Source organism: Zoogloea sp. JDB1 (assembly GCF_056724025.1).
Genome location: NZ_CM161496.1, coordinates 3,610,674 through 3,630,012, shown reverse-complemented (window position 1 = coordinate 3,630,012; position 19,339 = coordinate 3,610,674). Strand labels below are relative to the sequence as shown.

At 64.5% G+C, this 19,339-nt stretch carries 18 protein-coding genes; 8 read left to right on the top strand and 10 right to left on the bottom strand.

The window, feature by feature from the left end; genetic code table 11:
• Positions 1-5: 5 nt before the first annotated feature.
• From AC1PPK_RS16330 to AC1PPK_RS16310, 5 genes are all read right to left on the bottom strand, one after another.
• Positions 6-437, bottom strand: coding sequence for a YidB family protein (locus AC1PPK_RS16330; RefSeq protein WP_481114081.1), 432 nt, complete (start codon positions 435-437; stop codon positions 6-8).
• Positions 438-533: 96 nt separating this feature from the next.
• Positions 534-1,235, bottom strand: a complete 702-nt coding sequence (gene msrA / locus AC1PPK_RS16325; RefSeq protein WP_481114080.1) for a peptide-methionine (S)-S-oxide reductase MsrA — start codon at positions 1,233-1,235, stop codon at positions 534-536.
• 88 nt (positions 1,236-1,323) lie between these two features.
• Entirely contained in the window at positions 1,324-1,590 is a 267-nt protein-coding gene (locus AC1PPK_RS16320) for a pentapeptide MXKDX repeat protein (RefSeq protein ID WP_481114079.1), read from the bottom strand.
• 69 nt (positions 1,591-1,659) lie between these two features.
• Positions 1,660-2,448: a molybdopterin-binding protein gene (locus AC1PPK_RS16315; RefSeq protein ID WP_481114078.1), complete on the bottom strand. Its 789-nt coding sequence runs from the start codon at positions 2,446-2,448 to the stop codon at positions 1,660-1,662.
• Between the two features lie 12 nt (positions 2,449-2,460).
• Positions 2,461-3,057 (bottom strand): cytochrome b/b6 domain-containing protein, encoded by a 597-nt coding sequence (locus tag AC1PPK_RS16310; RefSeq protein ID WP_481114077.1) that lies wholly within the window; start codon positions 3,055-3,057, stop codon positions 2,461-2,463.
• 156 nt (positions 3,058-3,213) lie between these two features.
• Here AC1PPK_RS16310 and AC1PPK_RS16305 point away from each other — a divergent pair, with 156 nt between their 5' ends.
• The 8 genes from AC1PPK_RS16305 (at position 3,214) to AC1PPK_RS16270 (ending at position 9,335) form a co-directional block, all read left to right on the top strand.
• On the top strand, positions 3,214-3,777 hold the full coding sequence (locus AC1PPK_RS16305; RefSeq protein WP_481114076.1) for a sigma-70 family RNA polymerase sigma factor: 564 nt from the start codon (positions 3,214-3,216) through the stop codon (positions 3,775-3,777).
• On the top strand, positions 3,774-4,415 hold the full coding sequence (locus tag AC1PPK_RS16300; protein WP_481114075.1) for an NrsF family protein: 642 nt from the start codon (positions 3,774-3,776) through the stop codon (positions 4,413-4,415). Before AC1PPK_RS16305 ends, AC1PPK_RS16300 begins: the two co-directional genes overlap by 4 nt.
• 239 nt (positions 4,416-4,654) lie before the next feature.
• The gene (locus tag AC1PPK_RS16295) at positions 4,655-6,286 is read left to right on the top strand and encodes a cbb3-type cytochrome c oxidase subunit I (protein WP_481114074.1); all 1,632 of its coding nucleotides are present in this window, start codon (positions 4,655-4,657) and stop codon (positions 6,284-6,286) included.
• Between the two features lie 3 nt (positions 6,287-6,289).
• A complete protein-coding gene (locus tag AC1PPK_RS16290; protein ID WP_481114073.1) occupies positions 6,290-6,880 on the top strand; it encodes a cbb3-type cytochrome c oxidase subunit II in 591 nt (196 codons plus the stop codon).
• 12 nt (positions 6,881-6,892) lie between these two features.
• Positions 6,893-7,504 carry a c-type cytochrome gene (locus AC1PPK_RS16285; protein ID WP_481114072.1) on the top strand — a complete coding sequence of 204 codons (612 nt, stop codon included), beginning with the start codon at positions 6,893-6,895 and terminating at the stop codon, positions 7,502-7,504.
• A gap of 73 nt (positions 7,505-7,577) precedes the next feature.
• The gene (locus AC1PPK_RS16280) at positions 7,578-8,168 is read left to right on the top strand and encodes an SCO family protein (protein WP_481114071.1); all 591 of its coding nucleotides are present in this window, start codon (positions 7,578-7,580) and stop codon (positions 8,166-8,168) included.
• Positions 8,165-8,779, top strand: a complete 615-nt coding sequence (locus AC1PPK_RS16275; protein ID WP_481114070.1) for a hypothetical protein — start codon at positions 8,165-8,167, stop codon at positions 8,777-8,779. The genes AC1PPK_RS16280 and AC1PPK_RS16275 overlap by 4 nt, the downstream gene beginning before the upstream one ends.
• Before the next feature lie 49 nt (positions 8,780-8,828).
• A complete protein-coding gene (locus AC1PPK_RS16270; protein ID WP_481114069.1) occupies positions 8,829-9,335 on the top strand; it encodes a MarR family winged helix-turn-helix transcriptional regulator in 507 nt (168 codons plus the stop codon).
• 24 nt (positions 9,336-9,359) lie between these two features.
• Here the strand turns inward: AC1PPK_RS16270 and AC1PPK_RS16265 are convergent, their stop codons facing one another.
• Genes AC1PPK_RS16265 through AC1PPK_RS16245 form a run of 5 tightly spaced genes read right to left on the bottom strand, consistent with a single transcriptional unit; the run spans position 9,360 to position 18,780 of the window.
• Positions 9,360-10,811: an efflux transporter outer membrane subunit gene (locus AC1PPK_RS16265; RefSeq protein ID WP_481114068.1), complete on the bottom strand. Its 1,452-nt coding sequence runs from the start codon at positions 10,809-10,811 to the stop codon at positions 9,360-9,362.
• 8 nt (positions 10,812-10,819) lie between these two features.
• Positions 10,820-12,379 carry a DHA2 family efflux MFS transporter permease subunit gene (locus AC1PPK_RS16260; RefSeq protein WP_481114067.1) on the bottom strand — a complete coding sequence of 520 codons (1,560 nt, stop codon included), beginning with the start codon at positions 12,377-12,379 and terminating at the stop codon, positions 10,820-10,822.
• On the bottom strand, positions 12,376-13,485 hold the full coding sequence (locus tag AC1PPK_RS16255) for an HlyD family secretion protein (protein ID WP_481114066.1): 1,110 nt from the start codon (positions 13,483-13,485) through the stop codon (positions 12,376-12,378). The genes AC1PPK_RS16260 and AC1PPK_RS16255 overlap by 4 nt, the downstream gene beginning before the upstream one ends.
• On the bottom strand, positions 13,478-14,728 hold the full coding sequence (locus tag AC1PPK_RS16250) for an NAD(P)-binding domain-containing protein (protein ID WP_481114065.1): 1,251 nt from the start codon (positions 14,726-14,728) through the stop codon (positions 13,478-13,480). Before AC1PPK_RS16250 ends, AC1PPK_RS16255 begins: the two co-directional genes overlap by 8 nt.
• Positions 14,725-18,780, bottom strand: coding sequence for a non-ribosomal peptide synthetase (locus AC1PPK_RS16245; RefSeq protein WP_481114064.1), 4,056 nt, complete (start codon positions 18,778-18,780; stop codon positions 14,725-14,727). Before AC1PPK_RS16245 ends, AC1PPK_RS16250 begins: the two co-directional genes overlap by 4 nt.
• Positions 18,781-19,339: the final 559 nt, after the last annotated feature.

The following is a 19,339-nucleotide window of genomic DNA, read 5'->3' as shown; positions in this document are numbered from 1 at the left end:
CGGCGTCAGCCGAAGAGCTTGCCCTTCAGCAGGCCAAGGCCCTGCTCCACCAGGTCGTTGCTTTCGGGAATGGTGCCGTTGGGGGTGAGCTTGTCCACAACCTGCGGGAGCAGTTCGGCAAGCTGGCCGGAAACCTGTTCGCTGTTGAGGCCGAACTGGCTGGCGAGGTTCTGCAGCAGGCCGCTGCTGCCGAGCACGCTCTGAATCTGTTCGGCGGAGATGGGCAGGTTCTGGCCCGTCGATACCCAGGACTTGGCGATTTCGCCGAGGCCGCCGTTCTGGAAGGCCTGGACCAGACCGGCCAGACCGCCGATCTGCGGGTCATTGACGAGTTGCATGATGCCGGCGAGCAGCGGATTGGCGGCGCCGTCGGCAGTTTGGCCGGACATGACGGCCCCTACGACTTGATCGAACAGACCCATGGTTGCTCCTTTCACTGAGCGTGTGACTGGCGCGGTGCGCCGGATTCCTGGCGGGCGTCACGTCGCTCGCCATGTCTGCATCAAGCATACATGGGAAAGATGATGCTGGTTTTATTGATACAGCGCCGGGAATCGCTTGCGGAGCTGTTCGATCTTGGGCAGGTCGTTGATGACGATGTAGGGCTGGGTGGAATGCAGGGCCAGGTAGTTCTGGTGATATTGCTCGGCGGGATAGAACGCCTGCAGTGCGGCAACTTGCGTGACTATTGGCTTGCCGAAGGTGTGATCGACGGTCAGTTTTTGGATCTGATCGCTTGCCGCCTTTTGCTGCTCGGGGTCGGCAAAGAAGATTGCCGAACGGTATTGGCTGCCGACATCCGGCCCTTGGCGGTTGAGTTGTGTCGGATCGTGGGCAACCACGAAGAAGACCTGCAGCAGTTGCTGGTATGAAACGAGCGCCGGATTGAAGACAACGCGCACGGCTTCGGCGTGCCCCGTCCGGCCGCTGCTCACCGCGTCGTAATGGGCCTTGTCGGCACCGCCGCCGGCGTAACCCGATTCCACATTGGTAACGCCCTTGACGTGCCGGAATACGGCATCGACGCCCCAGAAGCAGCCGCCGGCAAAGACGGCCGTCTGCAGCGCGGGCGCTGCGCTGTCCGGCTTGCCTCCGGCGGGTGCCGATGCGGAATGGGCTGGAATCGCAACCACCGCGAGGGCCACGCTGGCGAGGCGCGCGGGCAGGCCGAATTTTCTGGATCGGAACTGGAAGAACATGATTCGCTCCCGATTCGTGGTTGCCTGCAGCTTCATATGATCTTTCCGCTGCGGGCATGTGGCTCTGTGGCGGGGTCGGCTATTTGAATTGACGATGGCAGATGGCCGGCCCCACCCTCTGCGCTTACTTTTTCATTTCGTCCTTGCCCATTGCGTCCTTGCTCATGGCGTCCTTGGCCATGCCGTCTTTCTTCATGGCGTCCTTCTTCATGCCATCTTTGGCCATGTGGTCCTTGGCCATGTGATCCTTGGCCTTCATTTCCTTCTTCATGCCGTCCTTGGCCATACCGTCGGTGGCCATTGCGTCCTTCTTCATCATGTCGTCGGCAAAAGCGGTGCTGCCGGCGAGCATCAAACATGCGGCGAAAATGCTGGAAACAATCGTTTTCATGGCGGACTCCTTGAGGTGATGAATGATCGGCAGAGATGCCGGGTCTTCAGGGCAGTCGAGCGGGATTGCTCAACTGCCACCGAACCAGTTGTACCCCTGGTCTTCCCAATAGCCCCCGGGGTAGGTGTTGGTGACAAAAATGGCCTGGATGTATTTCGGGTTCTTGTAGCCGAGCTTGGTCGGCATGCGCAGCTTCATCGGAAAGCCGTAGCGCGGCGGTAGCGGCTGGCCGTCGTAGGTCAGGGTCAGCAGCGTTTGCGGGTGCAGCGCGGTCGGCATGTCGATGCTGGTGTAGTAGTCGTCGACGCATTTGAAGCCGACATACTTGGCGCTGAGGTCCGCCCCGATCCGGCGCAGGAAGCTGGCAAACGGCACGCCGCCCCATTTGCCGATGGCGCTCCAGCCTTCGACGCAGATATGGCGGGTGATCTGGTCGGTCTGAGGCAGGGCCCGCAGCTCGGCCAGCGTCCAGGGGTGCTTGTCGGCGACGAGGCCGGTGACCTCCAGGCGATACGCCTGTTCGTCCACTTCCCGGATCTCGTCCTCGTCGTAGTAGGCATTGAAGGGAAATGGCCGGGTGATCATCGAATCCGGATAGGTCGGCGCCAGCCGGTTGGGGTCGAAGAGCCAGGCCTGGGCCTTGTCGTTGAAGCGCGACACTTTCATCAGTGCCGCTTCGACGCTTTCCTCATCGACAATCGAACAGCCACTGAGCAGAGAGAGCCCGCCCAGGCTCAGGGAGCGTTGCAGGAAGGCACGCCGGGTCGGTTGTTCGAGATGGCGCCCCATGTCCTTCAGGGCGTCCTTGAGCAGCCGCTCTCCGTTGGCAATGAGCAGGCGGGAAACGTTCTTGGGCATGTCATTCACTCCCTAGCGGCCACGGATCATGGCCAGCAGCGTACGGGGTACCAGCGCCACCATGACCAGATGGACACCGACGAAGGCCACCAGCGCCGCCATGGCCAAAAAATGCTCCCGCCGCGCCGCTTCGTAGCCGCCGAGCAGCGTGCGCAGCAGCGGAAACTGCACGGACTTCCAAAGCACCAGCCCGGACAGGACGAGCAGCACCGAATCGACCATCACGAAGAGATAGGCCGCTCGCTGCACCATGTTGTAGTGGCTCGGGTCGGCGTGCGACAGCTTGCCTTTCAGGGCGGCCACTATGTCCGCGATGAAGGCGCGCGGCGACCAGGGGAAGAACTTGCGCCACAGGCGCCCGCTGACGAGGTTGCTCGCCAGGTAGATCAGGCCGTTGCCGGCCAGCACCCACATGGCCGCGAAATGCCACTGGATGGCGCCGCCCAACCAGCCCCCCAGGGTGAATTGCGGGGGAATGGCGAATGGGAAGAACGGCGAGGCGTCGTAAATACGCCAGCCGCTTGTCGCCAGCGTAATGACTGCAAGCGCGTTGATCCAATGGGTAATGCGGACCCAGCGCGGATGAATGAGAGCGGTATCGTTGTCCATGGTGCCCCTTTCCAACGGGTGACCGTTTATTGCGTTGCGTACCCGTTAGTTCGGTGGCGGGTGGCAAATGGTTACAAGCTCAGGCAGAATTTTTTTCTGTCAGCGCATCGCAAATATTTTTTCCGGTGGCTGTAACCAAAGGCATCGATGCAACGAATGAATAGGGAAGCGGGATTTCGTTCGAAGGAAGATCGCCTGCGAGACCTGCTGACGCAGGGGCTTGCCGGCGACGATGCCGCTTACAAGATGTTTTTGACGGAATTGAGCGCGCATCTGCGCGCCTTTCTGCGACGGCGCCTGGCCCGTTTGCCGGACGAGGTTGAGGATCTGGTGCAGGAGTCCCTGCTGGCCATCCATAACCTGCGCCATACCTACGAGGCGGATCAGCCCTTGTCGGCCTGGGTGCAGGCCATCGCCCGCTACAAGCTGGTCGATCTGCTCCGGCGGCGGGCGACGCACGAGATGTTGAACGATCCGCTGGACGAGGATATGGAGCTGTTCAGCACGGTCGATTCCGACGCCGCCGAGGCGCGCCGGGATCTGAACAAGTTGCTGGAAGATCTGCCCGACCGGCTCCGCCTGCCGATCGTGCACACCAAACTGGAAGGCCTGTCGGTCAAGGAGGCGGCCGATTTGAGCGGGATGTCGGAATCGGCGGTCAAGATCGGCGTCCATCGCGGCTTGAAAGCGCTCGCCGCCAAGATTCGAGGTGCATTATGAAGACAGATGATCTGATCACCATGCTGGCCACCGGCGCCGGGGCGGTTAACACACCTGCCGCCACGCAGCGCTACGCAGTTGCCATCGGCTGGGGCGCGGCGGGCGCCGGCCTGTTGATGCTCGCGCTGCTTCAGGTGCGTCACGATCTCGCGCAGGCCTTGCTGTTGCCGATGTTCTGGATCAAGGTCGGTTTTGTTGCCAGTCTTGCCGCTGGGAGCCTGTTCGCTGCACTCCGCCTGTCGCGGCCGGGCGCGGTGATCGACCGGGTGCCGCTCGCTCTCGGTCTCCCGGTCCTGGGAATCTGGGCCGTCGCTGCCTTCACGCTGGTCGACGCGGAGCCGGTGGAGCGCTCGAAGCTCTTCTTTGGCGACACCTGGAAATCCTGCCCGCTGCTGATCGCCCTGCTCTCCCTGCCGGTGTTCGCCGCGGTGCTGCACACCATGAAAGACCTGGCACCAACCCGCCCGCGGTTGGCCGGATTCGCCGCGGGCCTTCTTTCCGGGTCTGTCGCCGCGGTGGTCTATTGCCTGCACTGCCCGGAAATGGGCGCGCCGTTCATCGGCTTCTGGTATCTGCTCGGGACGCTCATTCCCGCCGGCATCGGCGCCATGATCGGCAATTCGATCCTGCGCTGGTAGCCACGCGCAGCATCCTCTTTCAAGCCGACAGGGCCTGCCACGGGGTTACACCTTACCCACGTGGCCGGCGCGGTTGTATTTATATCATGTTGTGATCTAATTATCCGCGGCGCGGAGGCATCCCTCTATTCATGCTGGGCCGTTGAGGCGAGGCACTTCACCGCTGGCAGCACGCAAATAACTATCAGCAGGAGCCGAAGCTCCGCGAGTCGTCACCCCCGAACCCCAACGGAAGAGCCATGGATACCGTCACTATCTTGCTTTCTTCATTCATCCTGTCAGTTACAGGATTGCTTGTTTTCATCTGGTCGTTGCGCAGGAAACTGTTCGAACGCAACGCCAAAGGCGCCCGCACGATCTTTGCTGCCGGCGAGATCGGTCATATCGAAGATCCGGGCGCTACGCGGGCTGGTGCTCAGGCACTGCAACGCGTGGTTGCCCATGGTGGTGCCGATCACACACAGCCGGATCAGGGGGCGCTCCGTGCCCGGCTCGAAGCGGACCGCACGAGCGCCCAACCGGCTTTCATCTTTCTGTGCTGCGCTGTCGTCTGGTTGGTGCTGGCATCGTTTGCCGGGCTGACCAGCTCGCTCAAGCTGCACAACCCGGACTGGCTGACCAACACGCCGTGGCTGACCTTCGGTCGAATCCGGACGCTGCACCTCAATGTCGTCGCCTACGGTTGGGCGCCCATGGCGTCTTTCGGTATCGCCATCTGGATGTTGCCGCGCCTCCTCAAGACGAAACTGGCCGGAGGGCGCTATGCGATGCTCGGGGCCGTGTTGTGGAACGCGGCCTTGATCGCCGGCCTGGTCTGTATCGGCAATGGCATCAACGACGGCATGGAGTGGCTCGAGATCCCCTGGCAATTGGGTCTGTTGATCGTGGCCGGCGGCGCGATGATCGGGCTGCCATTGATCCTTACCCTGCACCGGCGCACCGAGAAGCACTTGTACGTGTCGATCTGGTACATGGGCGCGGCCCTTTTCTGGTTCCCCATCCTGTTCGTCGTCGCCAAGTTTCCGGGGCTTCATTTCGGGGTTGAACAGGCCACGATGAACTGGTGGTTTGGCCACAACGTGCTGGGGCTTTTCTATACGCCGATGGCCTTGGCGACCACTTATTACTTTCTGCCAAAGGTGCTCGGCCGCCCCATCCAGTCCTACAACCTTTCGCTGCTTGGCTTCTGGGCGCTGGCCTTCTTTTACGGCCAGGTCGGCGGCCACCACCTGATCGGCGGTCCGGTGCCGGAATGGATGGTGACGCTGTCGATCGTCCAGAGCGTGATGATGATCGTGCCGGTGCTGGCCTTCACGACGAATCAATTCCTGACGCTCCGTGGCGTTCTGGACGCCATCCCCCACTCCCCGACGCTGCGCTTCATCGCGCTGGGGGGCCTGATGTACACGCTCAGTTCGATCCAGGGCTCTTTTGAAGCACTGCGCAGCATCAACACCATTACGCATTTCACGCACTTCACCGTTGCCCATGCCCACCTGGGTCTCTACGGATTCGTGACGATGGTGATGTTCGGCGCGATCTACTTCGTGATGCCGCGCATCATGGCCTGGGAGTGGCCGTATCCGCGTCTGATCGAATGGCATTTCTGGCTGGTCGTTGTCGGCTTCGCGATCTACTTCGTCGGCCTGACCATCGGCGGCATCCTGCAAGGTCTCGCCATGGTCGATGCCACGCGTCCGTTCATGGATTCGGTGACGGTGACCCTGCCTTATCTGAAAGCGCGTTCGGTCGGCGGCACGCTGATGACGGCCGGCCATCTGGTCTTCGCCTTCCATTTCGCAGCCATGGCCTTGCGTTATGGTCCCAAGCGTACCGGCTCGGTCATTCTCGGCAATCCTTTTGCGGCCTGAATCATGGAAAACGAATTCAAGCTCATCTCCGGCGCCCTGGTCACCCTCGCCGTTTCCGCCAGCGCCCTGGTCGTGCTGCCCTATTTCCAGTTGCAGTCGGTCCAGCCTCCCCAAAAGCTGAAGGATTACAGCCCGGAAGAAGCTCGCGGGCGTCAGCAATACATCAGCGAAGGCTGCGTGTACTGCCATTCCCAGCAACCACGCGATGCCAGCCAGGCGCCGGATGCCAAGCGTGGCTGGGGCAGAGCCCCCGTGCCGGGCGACTACTATTACGACAAGCCTCACCTGCTGGGCACCATGCGGACAGGCCCCGATCTGTTCAACATCGGCGCCCGCCAGCCGAGCATCGACTGGCAACTCGGCCACCTGTACCAGCCGCGGGCCTATACCCCGAACAGCATCATGCCGGGCTTCCCGTATCTGTTCGAATTGAAGGCCCAGGCCGCTGCGGGCGACAAGGTCGTGACGCTCCCCCCTGCGTTCGCGCCGGCCAAGGGCGTCATCGTCGCCAAGCCGGAAGCCATCGCGCTGGCCAAGTACCTCCTGTCGCTTGACCACACCTACCCCATTCCAGACGCCGCACAGGCGAAATAGGAATCCAGAGCCATGACCTTACATTCAAAGCGTGGGCAGGCCATTCATGACTCCCATTTGCGCGAAAACCCCGAACCCCACGAGTCGTCGACGCCAATTCCCGTGCTCCTGCTGGGCTTGGTCGCCATCTTGCTGGGCTGGGCCATCTATTACATAGCGACTGCGAATCCCCGCACACCGCCGCAATTCGGCGACCGGCGCACGCTCTCGGACCTTTCCGCCACCGTAGCGGCCGCACCTGGCGCGCCGGTGGATGGCGCTCAGATCTTTGCAGCGCAGTGCTCGGCCTGTCACCAGGCCACCGGGCTGGGGATTCCTGGCGTATTCCCTCCGCTGGCCGGCTCGGAATGGGCCACGGGGAAGGAGCGCCTGATTGTGCAAATCCTGCTGCATGGCATCGATGGTCCGATCACGGTGAAAGGTGCGAGCTATCAGGGCGCCATGCCGAATTTCGGCGAGAAGCTCAACGACGCCGAAATCGCTGCAGTGACGAGCTACGTCCGGAAACAGTGGGGCAATGCGGCCAGTCCAATCAGTCCGGCGACGGTTGCGACCGAACGTGACGCCACCAAGGCGCGCAGCAAGCCCTGGACCGGGGGCGACGAGCTGGCGCAATTCCGCTAGCCGGAAGTCGGGACGGGACAAGATGCGGACCCTGCTTGCCGTGCTTTGCGTTGCGCTGGCCGGAGGCACTGCCTTGGCGCTGACAACCGATGGGCTGCGCGCCTTCACCAGCGAAGATGCGCGCCGGCTTGAAGTTTCGGAGGCCCCGGTTCAGCTGCCCGTTCTGGCTGTGCTGGGCACGGACGGCAGATCCGTGTCCCTGAGCGATCCGGAGCGCGTGACCCTTCTCGACTTCGTCTACACCCGCTGCGAAACGGTATGCCGCGCGCTCGGGAGCGAGTTCCAGCAACTGCAGACCGAGATCCGTGCGCGCGGCTTGCAGGACCGTATCCGCCTGCTCAGCATCAGCTTCGATCCCGAGCACGACACGCCAGCCGGGCTTGCTGCCTATGCTCGCCACCAGCGCGCCGACAGCGCCGTGTGGCAATTCGCAGTGCTCGCCAACGCCGCGGATCTGCCAAAGCTGCTCGGCAACTTCGGGATCGTCGTCATCCCCGATGGGCTGGGCGGCTTCGAGCACAATGCGGCAATACACGTGGTGGACCGGCGTGGCCGCCTGGTACGGATCATGGACCTTGCCAATCCGGCCGCAGCACTAGCCGAGGCGCTGGCAAGAGTTGGGGCTGCCAACGCCACGGAAGCGCGTCCCGGGGCCGGCTCATGAAAAACCGCCCTAGTGTCTTTATCGCCCTTGGTCTGCTGCTGTTCCTGGCGATACCCACCGTGCGCGACTGGCTTGAAAGCCATATGACGCGGCACATGCTTGTCCAGTTGCCGCTGATTACCGCCGCAGGATGGTTGCTGGCCGGCGGCCGAGGATCAGCGCAAGCCTCGCCGCTCCGCGCGTGGAATGCCTACGGCCTCGCCGGGCTATCACTCAGCGTGCTGGCAACGTCGTTCTGGATGATTCCCCGTGCCATCGACGCGGCGCGCCTCCTGCCTTGGGCGGAGGCGGCCAAGTTCGCCTCGCTGCTCGCCGCCGGTGCCGCATTTCGATACTCGTGGCCGCGGGCAGGTCGCATCGTGCAGGCCTTCTTTCTTGGCAACTGGTGCTGGATGGCAGCCGTGGTCGGCCTGCTTTATCAGGACGCGCCAACCCGTCTGTGTGCCGTCTATCTGGCCGACGAACAGATCAACGCCGGACTCTGGCTGGTGGTCGCAGCGCTGCTGGCGTTTCTCGCGTGGTGTTGTGATCTTTGGTGGAGCGGGGATTTGCAGCGGCTCCTGGGAGACGATCCGGCTCCGGTGGGCACTGCAGATCATGTGAAATCGTAGGCGGTGACGTTTTAGAATCCGGGGATTCATTCAGCTGCACACGATACGAATGTCGCGTTCCGATCCCCGCAATCCCACGAATTCGCCCTCATCGGACAGCCCCTCCGACCTGCCCGTCGCCCTCTCCCAGGACGACTACCGGCGGCTATCCCATGTCCGTTACCAACTGAGGCGCTTTCTGCGATTCAGCGAAGATATCTGCCACGCGGAAGGCCTGACGTCCCTTCAGTATCAGCTGCTCCTGCACGTGAAGGCCATGCGCGAAAAGGACTGGGCCAGCGTGAGCGAGCTCGCCGAAAAGCTGCAGGCCAAACACCATGGCGTTGTGGCCCTGCTGGATCGTTGCGAGAAACTGGGCCTGATCCAGCGACGCGTCAATCAGGAGGACCGGCGTCAGGTGGAAATTCATCTCCTGCCGGAGGGCGAGAAAGTACTGGAGCACCTGGCGGTTCTGCACCAACCCGAATTGCGGATGCTGGAGAACTCGTTCAGTGTGCCCACAGAAAACAGCGGCACGCGGCAGGACAAGACGGCTGGCGGGATTTTGCATCGGTAAGCATCCCGCCGATGTAGGGGAACATCAGTCGGAACGGGCCACCACGTCCTTGGCTGGCTTCGCGCCTTCCGCAGCCTCCCAGCCTCCGCCCAATGCGGCGACCAGGCGGACCGTGGCAAGCAGCCCTTCCGTCTGGCTGCGCACCAGGCTGCGCTCGACGGCCAGCGCGCCGGCCCGCGCCGACGCGACCTTCTGGTAGGTGTTCTGGCCGTGCTCGAAGCGCGCCTTGGCCACCGCCGACGCCCGCTGGCTGGCCGCCAGCGACAAGCCGAGAGTGCGCATCTGCTCGTTGGCCGCCTCAACCTGCACCAGCGCATCGTCCACCTCGCGCAGCGCGATCAGCACGCTGACCTGGTGCACATCCACCGCCTGCCGGTAGCGGGACCGGGCCGCGTCGAGATTGGCCTGGTTGCGGCCGGCGTCGAACAGCGGCAGGTACAGCGCCAGCGGCCCGATGGAGAACTCGCGGGAGCTGTGATTGACCGCACTCTTCAACTGGGACGACGCAAAACCATAGGCGCTGGTGAGGCTGATCGACGGGTAGAAGGCGGTTTCGGCGATGCGCTCCACGGCCAGCAAGGCGCGGATGTTCTGCGTCGACTCCATCAGGTCCGGCCGCCGCGCCAGGATGACGGCCGGCAGCCCCGGCGCCACCTGCGGAATCGCCGGCAAGCGGTAGGCCGGGTCGGAAGGCACGCGGAAATCCTTGACCGGCTCGACCATCAGCGTGGCCAGTTCCTGCTCGGCCATCGCCCGCTTGACGTTGACCTCGCTCATCTCGGCCTTGACCTTGGCCAGCTCGACCTTGGCATCCAGCCAGTCCTGTTCGGTGCCCAGCCCGGCCTCCAGGCGCAGCGCGCCCAATCTGACCGCCTCCGCCCGCTCTTCGCGGATCTTTGCGAGCAGTGCGTGGTCAGCGTCCGCCGCGCGGAACTGCCAATAGGCCACAGCCACCTCGCTGGCCAGCACCAGCGCGATCTGCCGCTTGACGGCCTCGGCCGCACCGGCCTGGGCCTTGGCCGCCTCGACGGCCTGGGCGACGCGACCCCACAGGTCGAGCTGCCAGGAGGCGCTGACGCCGAGCTTGTAGGTCTTGCCGGCGATGGTGCGCCCGCCCAACAGCTTGCCCAGCGGCGTGTTGACGGAAGTGTGGCTCTTGTCGGCGCTGGCGCCGAAACCCACGTTGGGAAGGAGATCGGCGGATGCCGACTGCACGCCGGCCTGGGCCTCCGCGACACGCAGCAGGGCCACCTCGGTGTACGGGTTGCGCGCCTGCACGGTCTCGACCAGGTGGTTGAGCACCGGGTCCTGGTAGATCCGCCACCAGTCGGCCTGCAGCGTGTTCGGAACCTCGGCCGGTGCGTTGCGGTAGCTCGGCGGCGTCACCGGTTCGGGCGCCGGCGCGAAGTTCCCTTGGGCGGCACAGCCGCCCAGCAGGGACATCAGCGCGATGATCAGCGGACGTGTCTTGTTCATGGGCACTCCTATTTGTCCTTCGGTGCGACGATGCGGTCGGCCAGCCAGACCAGGCCCACCGAAGCCAGCAAGACGCAACCGAGGATGAAAAAGCTGTCGTTGAAGGCCATCACATAGGCTTCCCGCTGCACCAGCCCGTTGAGGCTGGCCAGTGCCTGATGGCTCGCGTGCACCGCGTCGCCGCCGGCCTGGAAGTGCACTTTCGTCAAGGCGGCGAGGTATTCCCGCGTGGAAGTCGAGAACAGCGTGACCGAATCGACCAGCCGCTCAGAATGGAAATGCTCGCGCATCGTGATCGCCGTAGACAGGATGGCCGTGCCCACTGCGCCGCCGAGCACCCGGCTCATGTTGTACAGGCTGGACGCTGAGGACAGATTGAGGGCCTCGATGCGATGAATGGCGATGTTCGACAGGGTGATGATGATCAGCGGCTGCCCGAGGGCGCGGAACACCTGCGACGTGACCAGCTGGTCGTAGCCGGTGCTGGCCGTCATCGTCGAGTTCATGAAACAGGACACCGAGAACAACATCAGGCCAATGGAGCAGATGATCCGGTTGTCGAACTTCTTGGCGAACACCGCGGCGAAGGGCGTGACCAGGATCTGCGGCAGGCCCATCCACATGATGACCTCGCCGATCTGCCGCGAGTTGTAGCCGGCGATCTGGGCCAGGAACAGCGGCAGCACGAAGGTCGAGCCGTACAGCCCCATGCCCACCACCGCGCCAACGACCGACGACACCGTGAAGTTGCGCCGCCCGAACAGCCACACATTGACGAAGGGCTCGGCCCGCAGCAGCTGGGTGCCGATCCACATCGTGATGCCACCGAAGGCCATGAAGGCCATGGTGCGGATGAAGTTGGAGTCGAACCAGTCCTTGCGGTTGCCCTCTTCCAGGAACACGATCAGTGCGCCGAGGCCGAGGATCATGCCGCCGATACCCGCCCAGTCCAGCTTGCGCAGCAGGTCGAGGTGATGCTTCTGGGGATCGAGGCCGATGGCGACGCCCGCGAACATCAGGATACCCGGAGCCCAGTTGATGAAGAAGATCGACGGCCAGCCGTAGCTCTCCGTGAGGATGCCGCCGACGGTCGGCCCCAGCGTCGGGGCCAGCGTACTGGCCAGCATCAGCCAAGCCAGCGCTATTGGACGCTTGCCGGGCGGCAGCCGGGTGATGACGAGGGTCATCGCAGTGGGGATCAGCGCCCCGCCGAAGAAACCCTGCAGGGCCCGGAAGACGATCATCGACTCCAGGTTCCAGGCGAAGCCGCACAAGGTGGACAGCACCAGGAACAGGACCGTATTGACCAGAATGTAGGCGCGCGCGCCGAAGACCCGCAGAAAAAAGCCGGTCAGCGGGATCACCACGACCTCCGCTGCCAGGTAGGTCGTGCTCATCCACGACCCTTCCTCCATGGACGCCGACAGGGAGCCGAGGATTTCCGGCAGCGACGCGTTGGTGATCTGCGTATCCAGCACCGCCATGAAGACGCCGAGGATCGCCGCGCCGATGGCGAGCCAGGTCCGGCCGGAAACCTCGGCCGCCCCCGCCGCCTGCGCAGTGCTCATCGGGCGCCCGCCCCGGGCTGCCCCTGGCGCAGGTCGATCTCGATCTGCGCGGACATGCCCGGCACCACCTTGTCCAGCAGGGCCTTCGGCGTCTCCGGCGCGAAGGTGACCTTGACCGGCACCCGCTGGACGATCTTGGTGAAGTTACCGGTCGCGTTATCCGGCGGCAACAGCGCGAACTTGGCGCCGGAGGCCGGTGCAAAGCTGTCCACGCGGCCTTCGATGTCCTGCCCCGGCAGGCTGTCGAGGGCAACTTTCACCTTCTGGCCCGGCGCCAGGTCGCGCAGCTGGGTCTCCTTGAAGTTGGCGTTGATCCACACGCCATCCTGGATGATCACGAACAGACGCTGCCCGACCGCCACGTGGGCGCCCACCTCGACCGCCTTGTTGCCGATGCGGCCGTCGACCGGCGCCTTGATGGTGGCGTAGCCGAGCTGCAGGCCGGCGTTGCGGACTTCCGCCTCCAGGGCCTTCTTGCGCGCCAGCAGCGCCTCGCGGCCGGACTGGAGCGCCCGCACGCCGGCCTTGGCGGCCTTGATCTCTTCCTTCTGGGCGGCCTCGTCGGCGTAGGCGCTGTCCCGCGCCGCGACGGCGGCGTTCAGCTCCGTTTCGGTGACAGCCTTGATCTCCTTGTTGTTCAGGGCGATCTGGCGCTCGGCGTCGCGCTTGAAGCGTGCGATCTGCGCCAGGTTGCGGGCCGACTGGGCATCCAGCGCACGCGCATGGGCCTCGCCCTGCTCGATCTGCGCATCGAGCTTCAGCAGTTCGCCCTCCACTTCCTGGAGCTGCGCCTTGATCTTGTCCGCGCGCACCGAGAAGTCGGCCGGATCGAGCTCGACCAGCACATCGCCGGCCTTCACCAGCTGGTTGTCGGTGACCTTCACCTTGGTGACCACGCCTTCGACCCGCGGCGCGATGGCGCTGATGTGGCCGTCCACGTAGGCGTTGTTGGTCTCCTCGAAGTAGGTACTGCGCCACCACATGCGGCCGGCGACGGCCAGTGCGGCGAGCAGCAGGACGAGAAGGATCAGCTTGACCTTCCTGGCCGACTTCGGGGTCGGGCCGGACGCGGGCGGAACGGCCGGAGCCGGGGCGGACTCACTCACTCGCAGCCTCCCCGTTCAGGTCACGGGCACGGATGTGCTCCGCCACGTAGGCGGCATCCTCGCCGACCCCGCTCAGCAGGCCGGAACGCTTGTTGTGCAGCCACGGCAGACCGATGAAATACAGGCCCTCCTGCGCCGTGACGCCGCGCTTCTGCACGGGATAACCGTCCTCATCGAACACCGGGAAGCGCACCATGCCGAAATCGAAGCCGTAGCCGGTGGCCCAGATCACCGTGGTGATGCCTTCCGCAGCGAGGTCGATGCGGTTCGGCTGAGATTGGGCGAAACCCTCGTCGCCGGCCGGCAGACTTTCCTCCGGCAGGTCGAGCTGGCGCATGGCAACCAACTGGTCGATCTGGCGCAGCAGGCCGGCCTCGAAGCGGTCGGCGACGGCCAGGTTGTCGTGCATGTCAGGCGCCAGACGGATCTCCGTCCCATCCATGTCCTGCAGCATGCCGAGCAGGCGGATGCCGGCCCTGGCGAACTGGTGCAGGTTCATGCTGCCATCGGGCCGACCGGCCATGATCGGGTTCGGCGCGAACTTCAACTTCGGGGAGCTGAGGGTGTCCACGGTCTGGTCGGCCAGGCCCGACAGCTTCATCCACTCGAAGATGTCCTTGCCCCGATAACGGCGCGGCGCCCGGGTGTGCGGCCCGACGCACAGGAAGACCTTGCGGCCGGCGCGATTGAGCTCGTCGGCGATCTGGCAGCCCGACTGGGAGCTGCCGACCACCAGCACGCCGCCCGGCGCGAGGGCGTCCGGATTGCGGTACAGGCCGGAATGGATCTGCGCGACCGACGGCGACAGCTTGTCGGCCATGCCGTGGCGGCGCGGAAACTGGAACAGGCCCGTCGCCATCACCACGTTGCGCGCGGTGTAGCTGACACCGTCGCCGGTGCTCACGCGGAAGCCGAGCGGGTCGGCCTCGACCGCCGTCACCTCGGTCCGGCAGCGCAGCGGCAGCTGGAAACGCTCCACGTAGTCCTTGAAGGTGCCGACGATGTCCGCGCGGGGCATGAAGCCGTCCGGCGCCTCACCCGCATAGGGTGCGCCGGGCAGGCGAAAGTCCCAGTTCGGGGTCACCAGCGTGAAGGAGTCCCAGCGGTCATCACGCCACACCGGCGCGGGGATGTCGCCCCGTTCGAGCACCAGGTGCGAACGCTGCTGGAGGGAAAGGTGGTAGCTCGTCGCCAGCCCGGCCTGTCCGCCGCCGATGACGAGGGTGTCGAAGTGTTCGCTCATTGAAGGGTCGATTCCATTTGAGAGTTGTCCGAGTCGGAGACACGTTTGCCGGCCGGCAGTAAAGCGCCGTCCTCCGGCTGTGCGCAGCGGGCGTCGTCGGCGAGGCCGAGAGACTGCACCACGATCCGCTCCAGGGAGGCGCGGCCGACCACCGAGAAGTGGTCGCCTTCCCAGTCGATCACCTGCAGGTTGGCCATTTCCGGAACGGCGAACGGCGCCAGCAGCGGGAAGTCCATGCTGCGGCTGGCCCGGTACAGCCGTACCGGCGTCGCGGTGACCTGCGCCTGATGATTGACCAACGCGTTGTAGTTGGCCTGGTACTCGGCGAGCAGTACGCGGAACTCGTCTTCGGAGACGGCCACCCCACCGGTGCGCTGCAGGGTATGGACGACGAAGGCCGGGCGGTCCGCCTCGGACAGCTCCGCCAGCGCGTCGAAGTCCCGTGGCAGTTCGCCGCCGATCAGGTCGCGCAGGAAGTTGCGCAGCAGCAGCTCGCCTTCGAGCCGCTGTTCGCCGCCCTGGCGCGCGCCCATCCAGCTGTCGATCATCGTCACGCTGGCCGGCGCCATTCCGCTTATCTCCAGCTGGCGGGCCATTTCCTGGGCGATCACGCCACCCATCGACCAGCCGAGCAGGTGGATGCGCCGGCCCTTGGTCCACGCCGCCAGGGCATCCACGTAACTGGCAGCCAGGCCCGGCAGATCCCGCTTACTGCCGTTGCCCGGCGATTGCAGCCCGAGCAATGCCATTCCCGGCGGCAGCATGTCGAAGAGTTCCCGGTAGCACAGGATGTTGCCGCCCACCGGATGCACGACCGCCAGGACGCCCTGCTCCCCCTCACGCAGCACGGCCAGCGCGCTGCGCTGCTCGCTGCGCGCATTCACGTCCTTGTCGAGCATGAGGGCCTGCGCGGCGATGGTGCCGTGGCGAAGCAGGGACACCAGCGGCAGGCTGCGGCCGAACTCGGCGGTGATGGCGTTGATCAGGCGGACTGCCAGCAGCGAAGTGCCGCCCAGATCGAAGAACTCCTCTTCGGCACCGATGGATTCGACGCCCAGGAGCTGGCACCACAGCGTCGCCAGGCACCGCTCGGTCTCGCTCTCAGGCATGCGCCGCGGGCCGGCTTCATGGCTCAGCGATTCAGCCAATGCCGTCAGTGCCTTGCGGTCAACCTTGCCGTTGGGCGTCACCGGCAGCGCATCCAGCCCCATGAACTGGGACGGCACCATGTACGGGGACAGGCTCGCGGCCAGGTGGGCGCGGATCTCGTCGGCCAGCGGCAGACGCGGACCGGCCGGCTGATAGAAGGCCACCAGGCGGCTGTCGCTGCCCTTGCGGACGACCACCGTCGCCGCGGCCCGGATGCCCGGACAGCGCACCAACGTGGCGTCGATTTCCTCCAGTTCGATGCGGAAACCGCGGATCTTCACCTGGCCGTCCAGGCGGCCGAGGAATTCCAGGCAGCCGTCCTCGTGGTAGCGCCCCACGTCGCCGGTGCGGTACAGGCGCTCGCCGGTCTGCGGGTGGACGATGAAGCTCTCGGCGGTACGCAGCGGATCGTCGTAATACTCCCGCGCCAGACCGATGCCGCCGATGTACAGGTCGCCCGGTACCCAGTCCGGCGCCGGCTGCAGATCACGGTTCAGCACGTGGAAGCTCTGGTTGGCCAGTGGCCAGCCGTAGGGAATGCTCTTCCAGTTGGCTGGCACGCCGTCGACCGGGAAGTAGTTGGACCAGATCGACGCTTCCGTCGCGCCGCCCAGGCTGATCAGCGTCGCGCCCGGCACGGTGTGCTTCAAGCGCTCGGGCAGCGTCACCGGAATCCAGTCGCCGCTCAGCATCACCAGGCGCAGCGACTGCAGCTCGCTCGTGGCCAGCGGCCCGAGGAACTCGATCAACATCTCGAGGGACGCCGGCACGGTGTTCCAGACGGTTACGCCATGATTACGCACGACAGCCGCCCATTCGTCCGGTGCGGGCGTCTCGCTGTGGGGCGGCAGCACCAGCGCCGCACCGGCACCGAGACCGCCGAAGATGTCGTACACCGACAGGTCGAAGTTGAAGCTGGACAGGCCGATCAGGCGGTCTTCACAGCCAAGGCCGAAGCGCGCGATGACGTCCTGGATGGTGTTGACGGCGCCCCGATGGTCGATCGCGACGCCCTTCGGCTGCCCGGTCGAGCCCGATGTGAAGATCACGTAGGCCAGATCCTGCTCGCACTGCACGGGCTCGATGGCGGCAGCTTCCGGCACCACATCCGGCAACACCTCGTCGAGCAGCATCGCCGTGACGCCGGCCGGCACCTTGAGGCCGTCGGCCAGATCGCGCTCGATCAGCACGACCTTCACGCCCGGACGGGCAATCAGCCATTCCTTGCGTGCCACGGGCTGGTCGGCGGTTATCGGCAGATAGGCCCCGCCGGACTGCACCACCGCCATCGTCGCCGCCACCTGACGCCAGCTGCGCCGTGACACGATCGCCACCAGATCGTTGGGGCCGACGCCCACTGTACGGAGCCGCGCCGCAAGGTTCGTGGTCCAGCACCACAGGTCCTTGTACGCGACGGTCCGGTCGGTGGCAATGATCGCCGGCCGGTCGCCATGATGCGTACAGGCCTCGGCGAAGAAATCCTGCAGGCGCCCCCCCGGCAGCAACTTGTCGGTACGGTTGGCCGTCTCGCGGGCCTGCAATGCGGCCGCCGGCAGCTGCGGCAGCAGCATCGCCTCCTCCGGCACGTCCGCCGCCATGATCGCTTCGACGTGGCGCTGGAAGGTCTCGAACATCTCCTCGACGACGCCGGGCAGGAACAGGCCCTCGACGTAGTCCCAGTTCATCACGAGCTCGTCGCCGTACATGTAGACCTGGCAGTCGAGCCACACCTGCGGCGTGTGCAGCCCGCCCCCACAGCTGGCCCAGCCCGCCGCGCTCGGCAGCAGGATGTCTTCGGGCATGTCGAGGCCCAGCGAGCTGGCGAACACCACCGGCATCACCGGCAGGCCTGCCCCGACGCGGCCCATGGCCTGGATCACGTCCACGCCGGCCACCCGCGCATGACGGATGTCCCGTGCCAGCTGCATCTGCAGCGCCTTGGCCCGCTCCAGAAAGCTGCCGCGGGTGTCCGCAGCTTCCAGCAGCAGCGTGCTGCCGAAGTTGCCGTAGGCCCGCTGGTAGCGCGGGTCGTTCGACGGCCGGTGGCTCATCAGCATGTTGATGGCGAAAGACGGATTGCGCGACCACAGGCGCAGGACGTCCGCGTAGGCGGTGCAGAACACGGCGCTCAGGCTGACGCCCAGTTGACGCGCCTGCGCGTTGATGTGCGCGACGCGCTCCGGCGCGAGCAGGAAACGCACGCGCTTGAAGCTCGACCGCTCGGGCATGCGCTCGTGCTCGACCACCGGCAGTTCCGGCGCATGGCGCAGGGACTCGACGCGGTCCTGCCAGTATTTGAAGGAGCGCTCGAAGGCCGCGCTTTCCTTCACGTTGCGGCGCTTCTCGATGAACTCCGGGAACGGCGCCCGCGGATGCGTCGGCAACCCCATCCCGTTGTAGACGCGGGCCAGCGCGTCGAAGAAAAGACGGACCGAATAGGCATCGAAGGAAATCAGGCGGAAGGCGAAATTGAGGTAATAACCTTCCGCAACGCGGTCGAGAAAGGCCGTCAGCTGGACGTGCTTGCCGAGCAGTTCCAGCTTGTCTTCCATCTGCCGCTTGTTGAATTCCTGCAGTTCAAGCGCGCTGATGGGCGGGCGATCCCGCCAATCGGTCACCGTTAAGGAAATGGCGCCAGCCGGCGGCTCCACCATGCGCTGGCTGGCATCCGGCAGGAATTCGATGGACAGCTCCGGCGTGGCCTGCAGTACGGTGCCAAGAGCGGCCTCGAGCCGCGGGATATCGAGTTCCGCACTGAAGTAGCAGAGATACAGGAAAGGTACGGTATGAAACCGGTAGGCCTCCTGCTCCCCCACCCAATAGGCGTGCTGCAATTCGGTGAGCGAATAGGGTTCAGATGCGGTTTCCCCTCCATCCGGCCGATCGTCCTGTGCGCCGAGCATGTTCAATTCCTCTTTCAGAGTTCAAATACAAATGTGAATATGCATTTTGCATTTACTGAGTAAATGCGGCAGTTTTCGAGTGCTCAGAATCCGGGTGCAAAAAGCCACAATCAGCACGCCATGTTTTCACCCGGGCAAGCCTCCGGCGACAGAGGCAATCGCACCCTGCCAGACGCTCCGGCCCGCAATAATGTCTGCCCACGGCAAAATGGATCGCACGCCTTGCCAATTGAAGGCCATACATGCGTGCCATCCGCCGGCAGATACCGAGCAATGAAAGGATGAAATTAAGACCATCATGAAATGCTTATTTGCTCACAACCTGAAACGCCCCTGAGTGCTGTGGAAGCCAGCCTCGGCGACGATTGGCCTGCTTACGCCTCTCCCCACTACGCACCAAAAGTGACAAATTGCCCGCACCAATGTGGCGCATGCAACATGAAAGCCAGCCTATTCAGGTTTTATCGATAAGCATTTCAAAATAATGACGTTGTTCCTGCCCGAATCTGCCTGATAGAATTTCGGGCGCGATTCTGTCAGAATTTCTTTACAACGGATA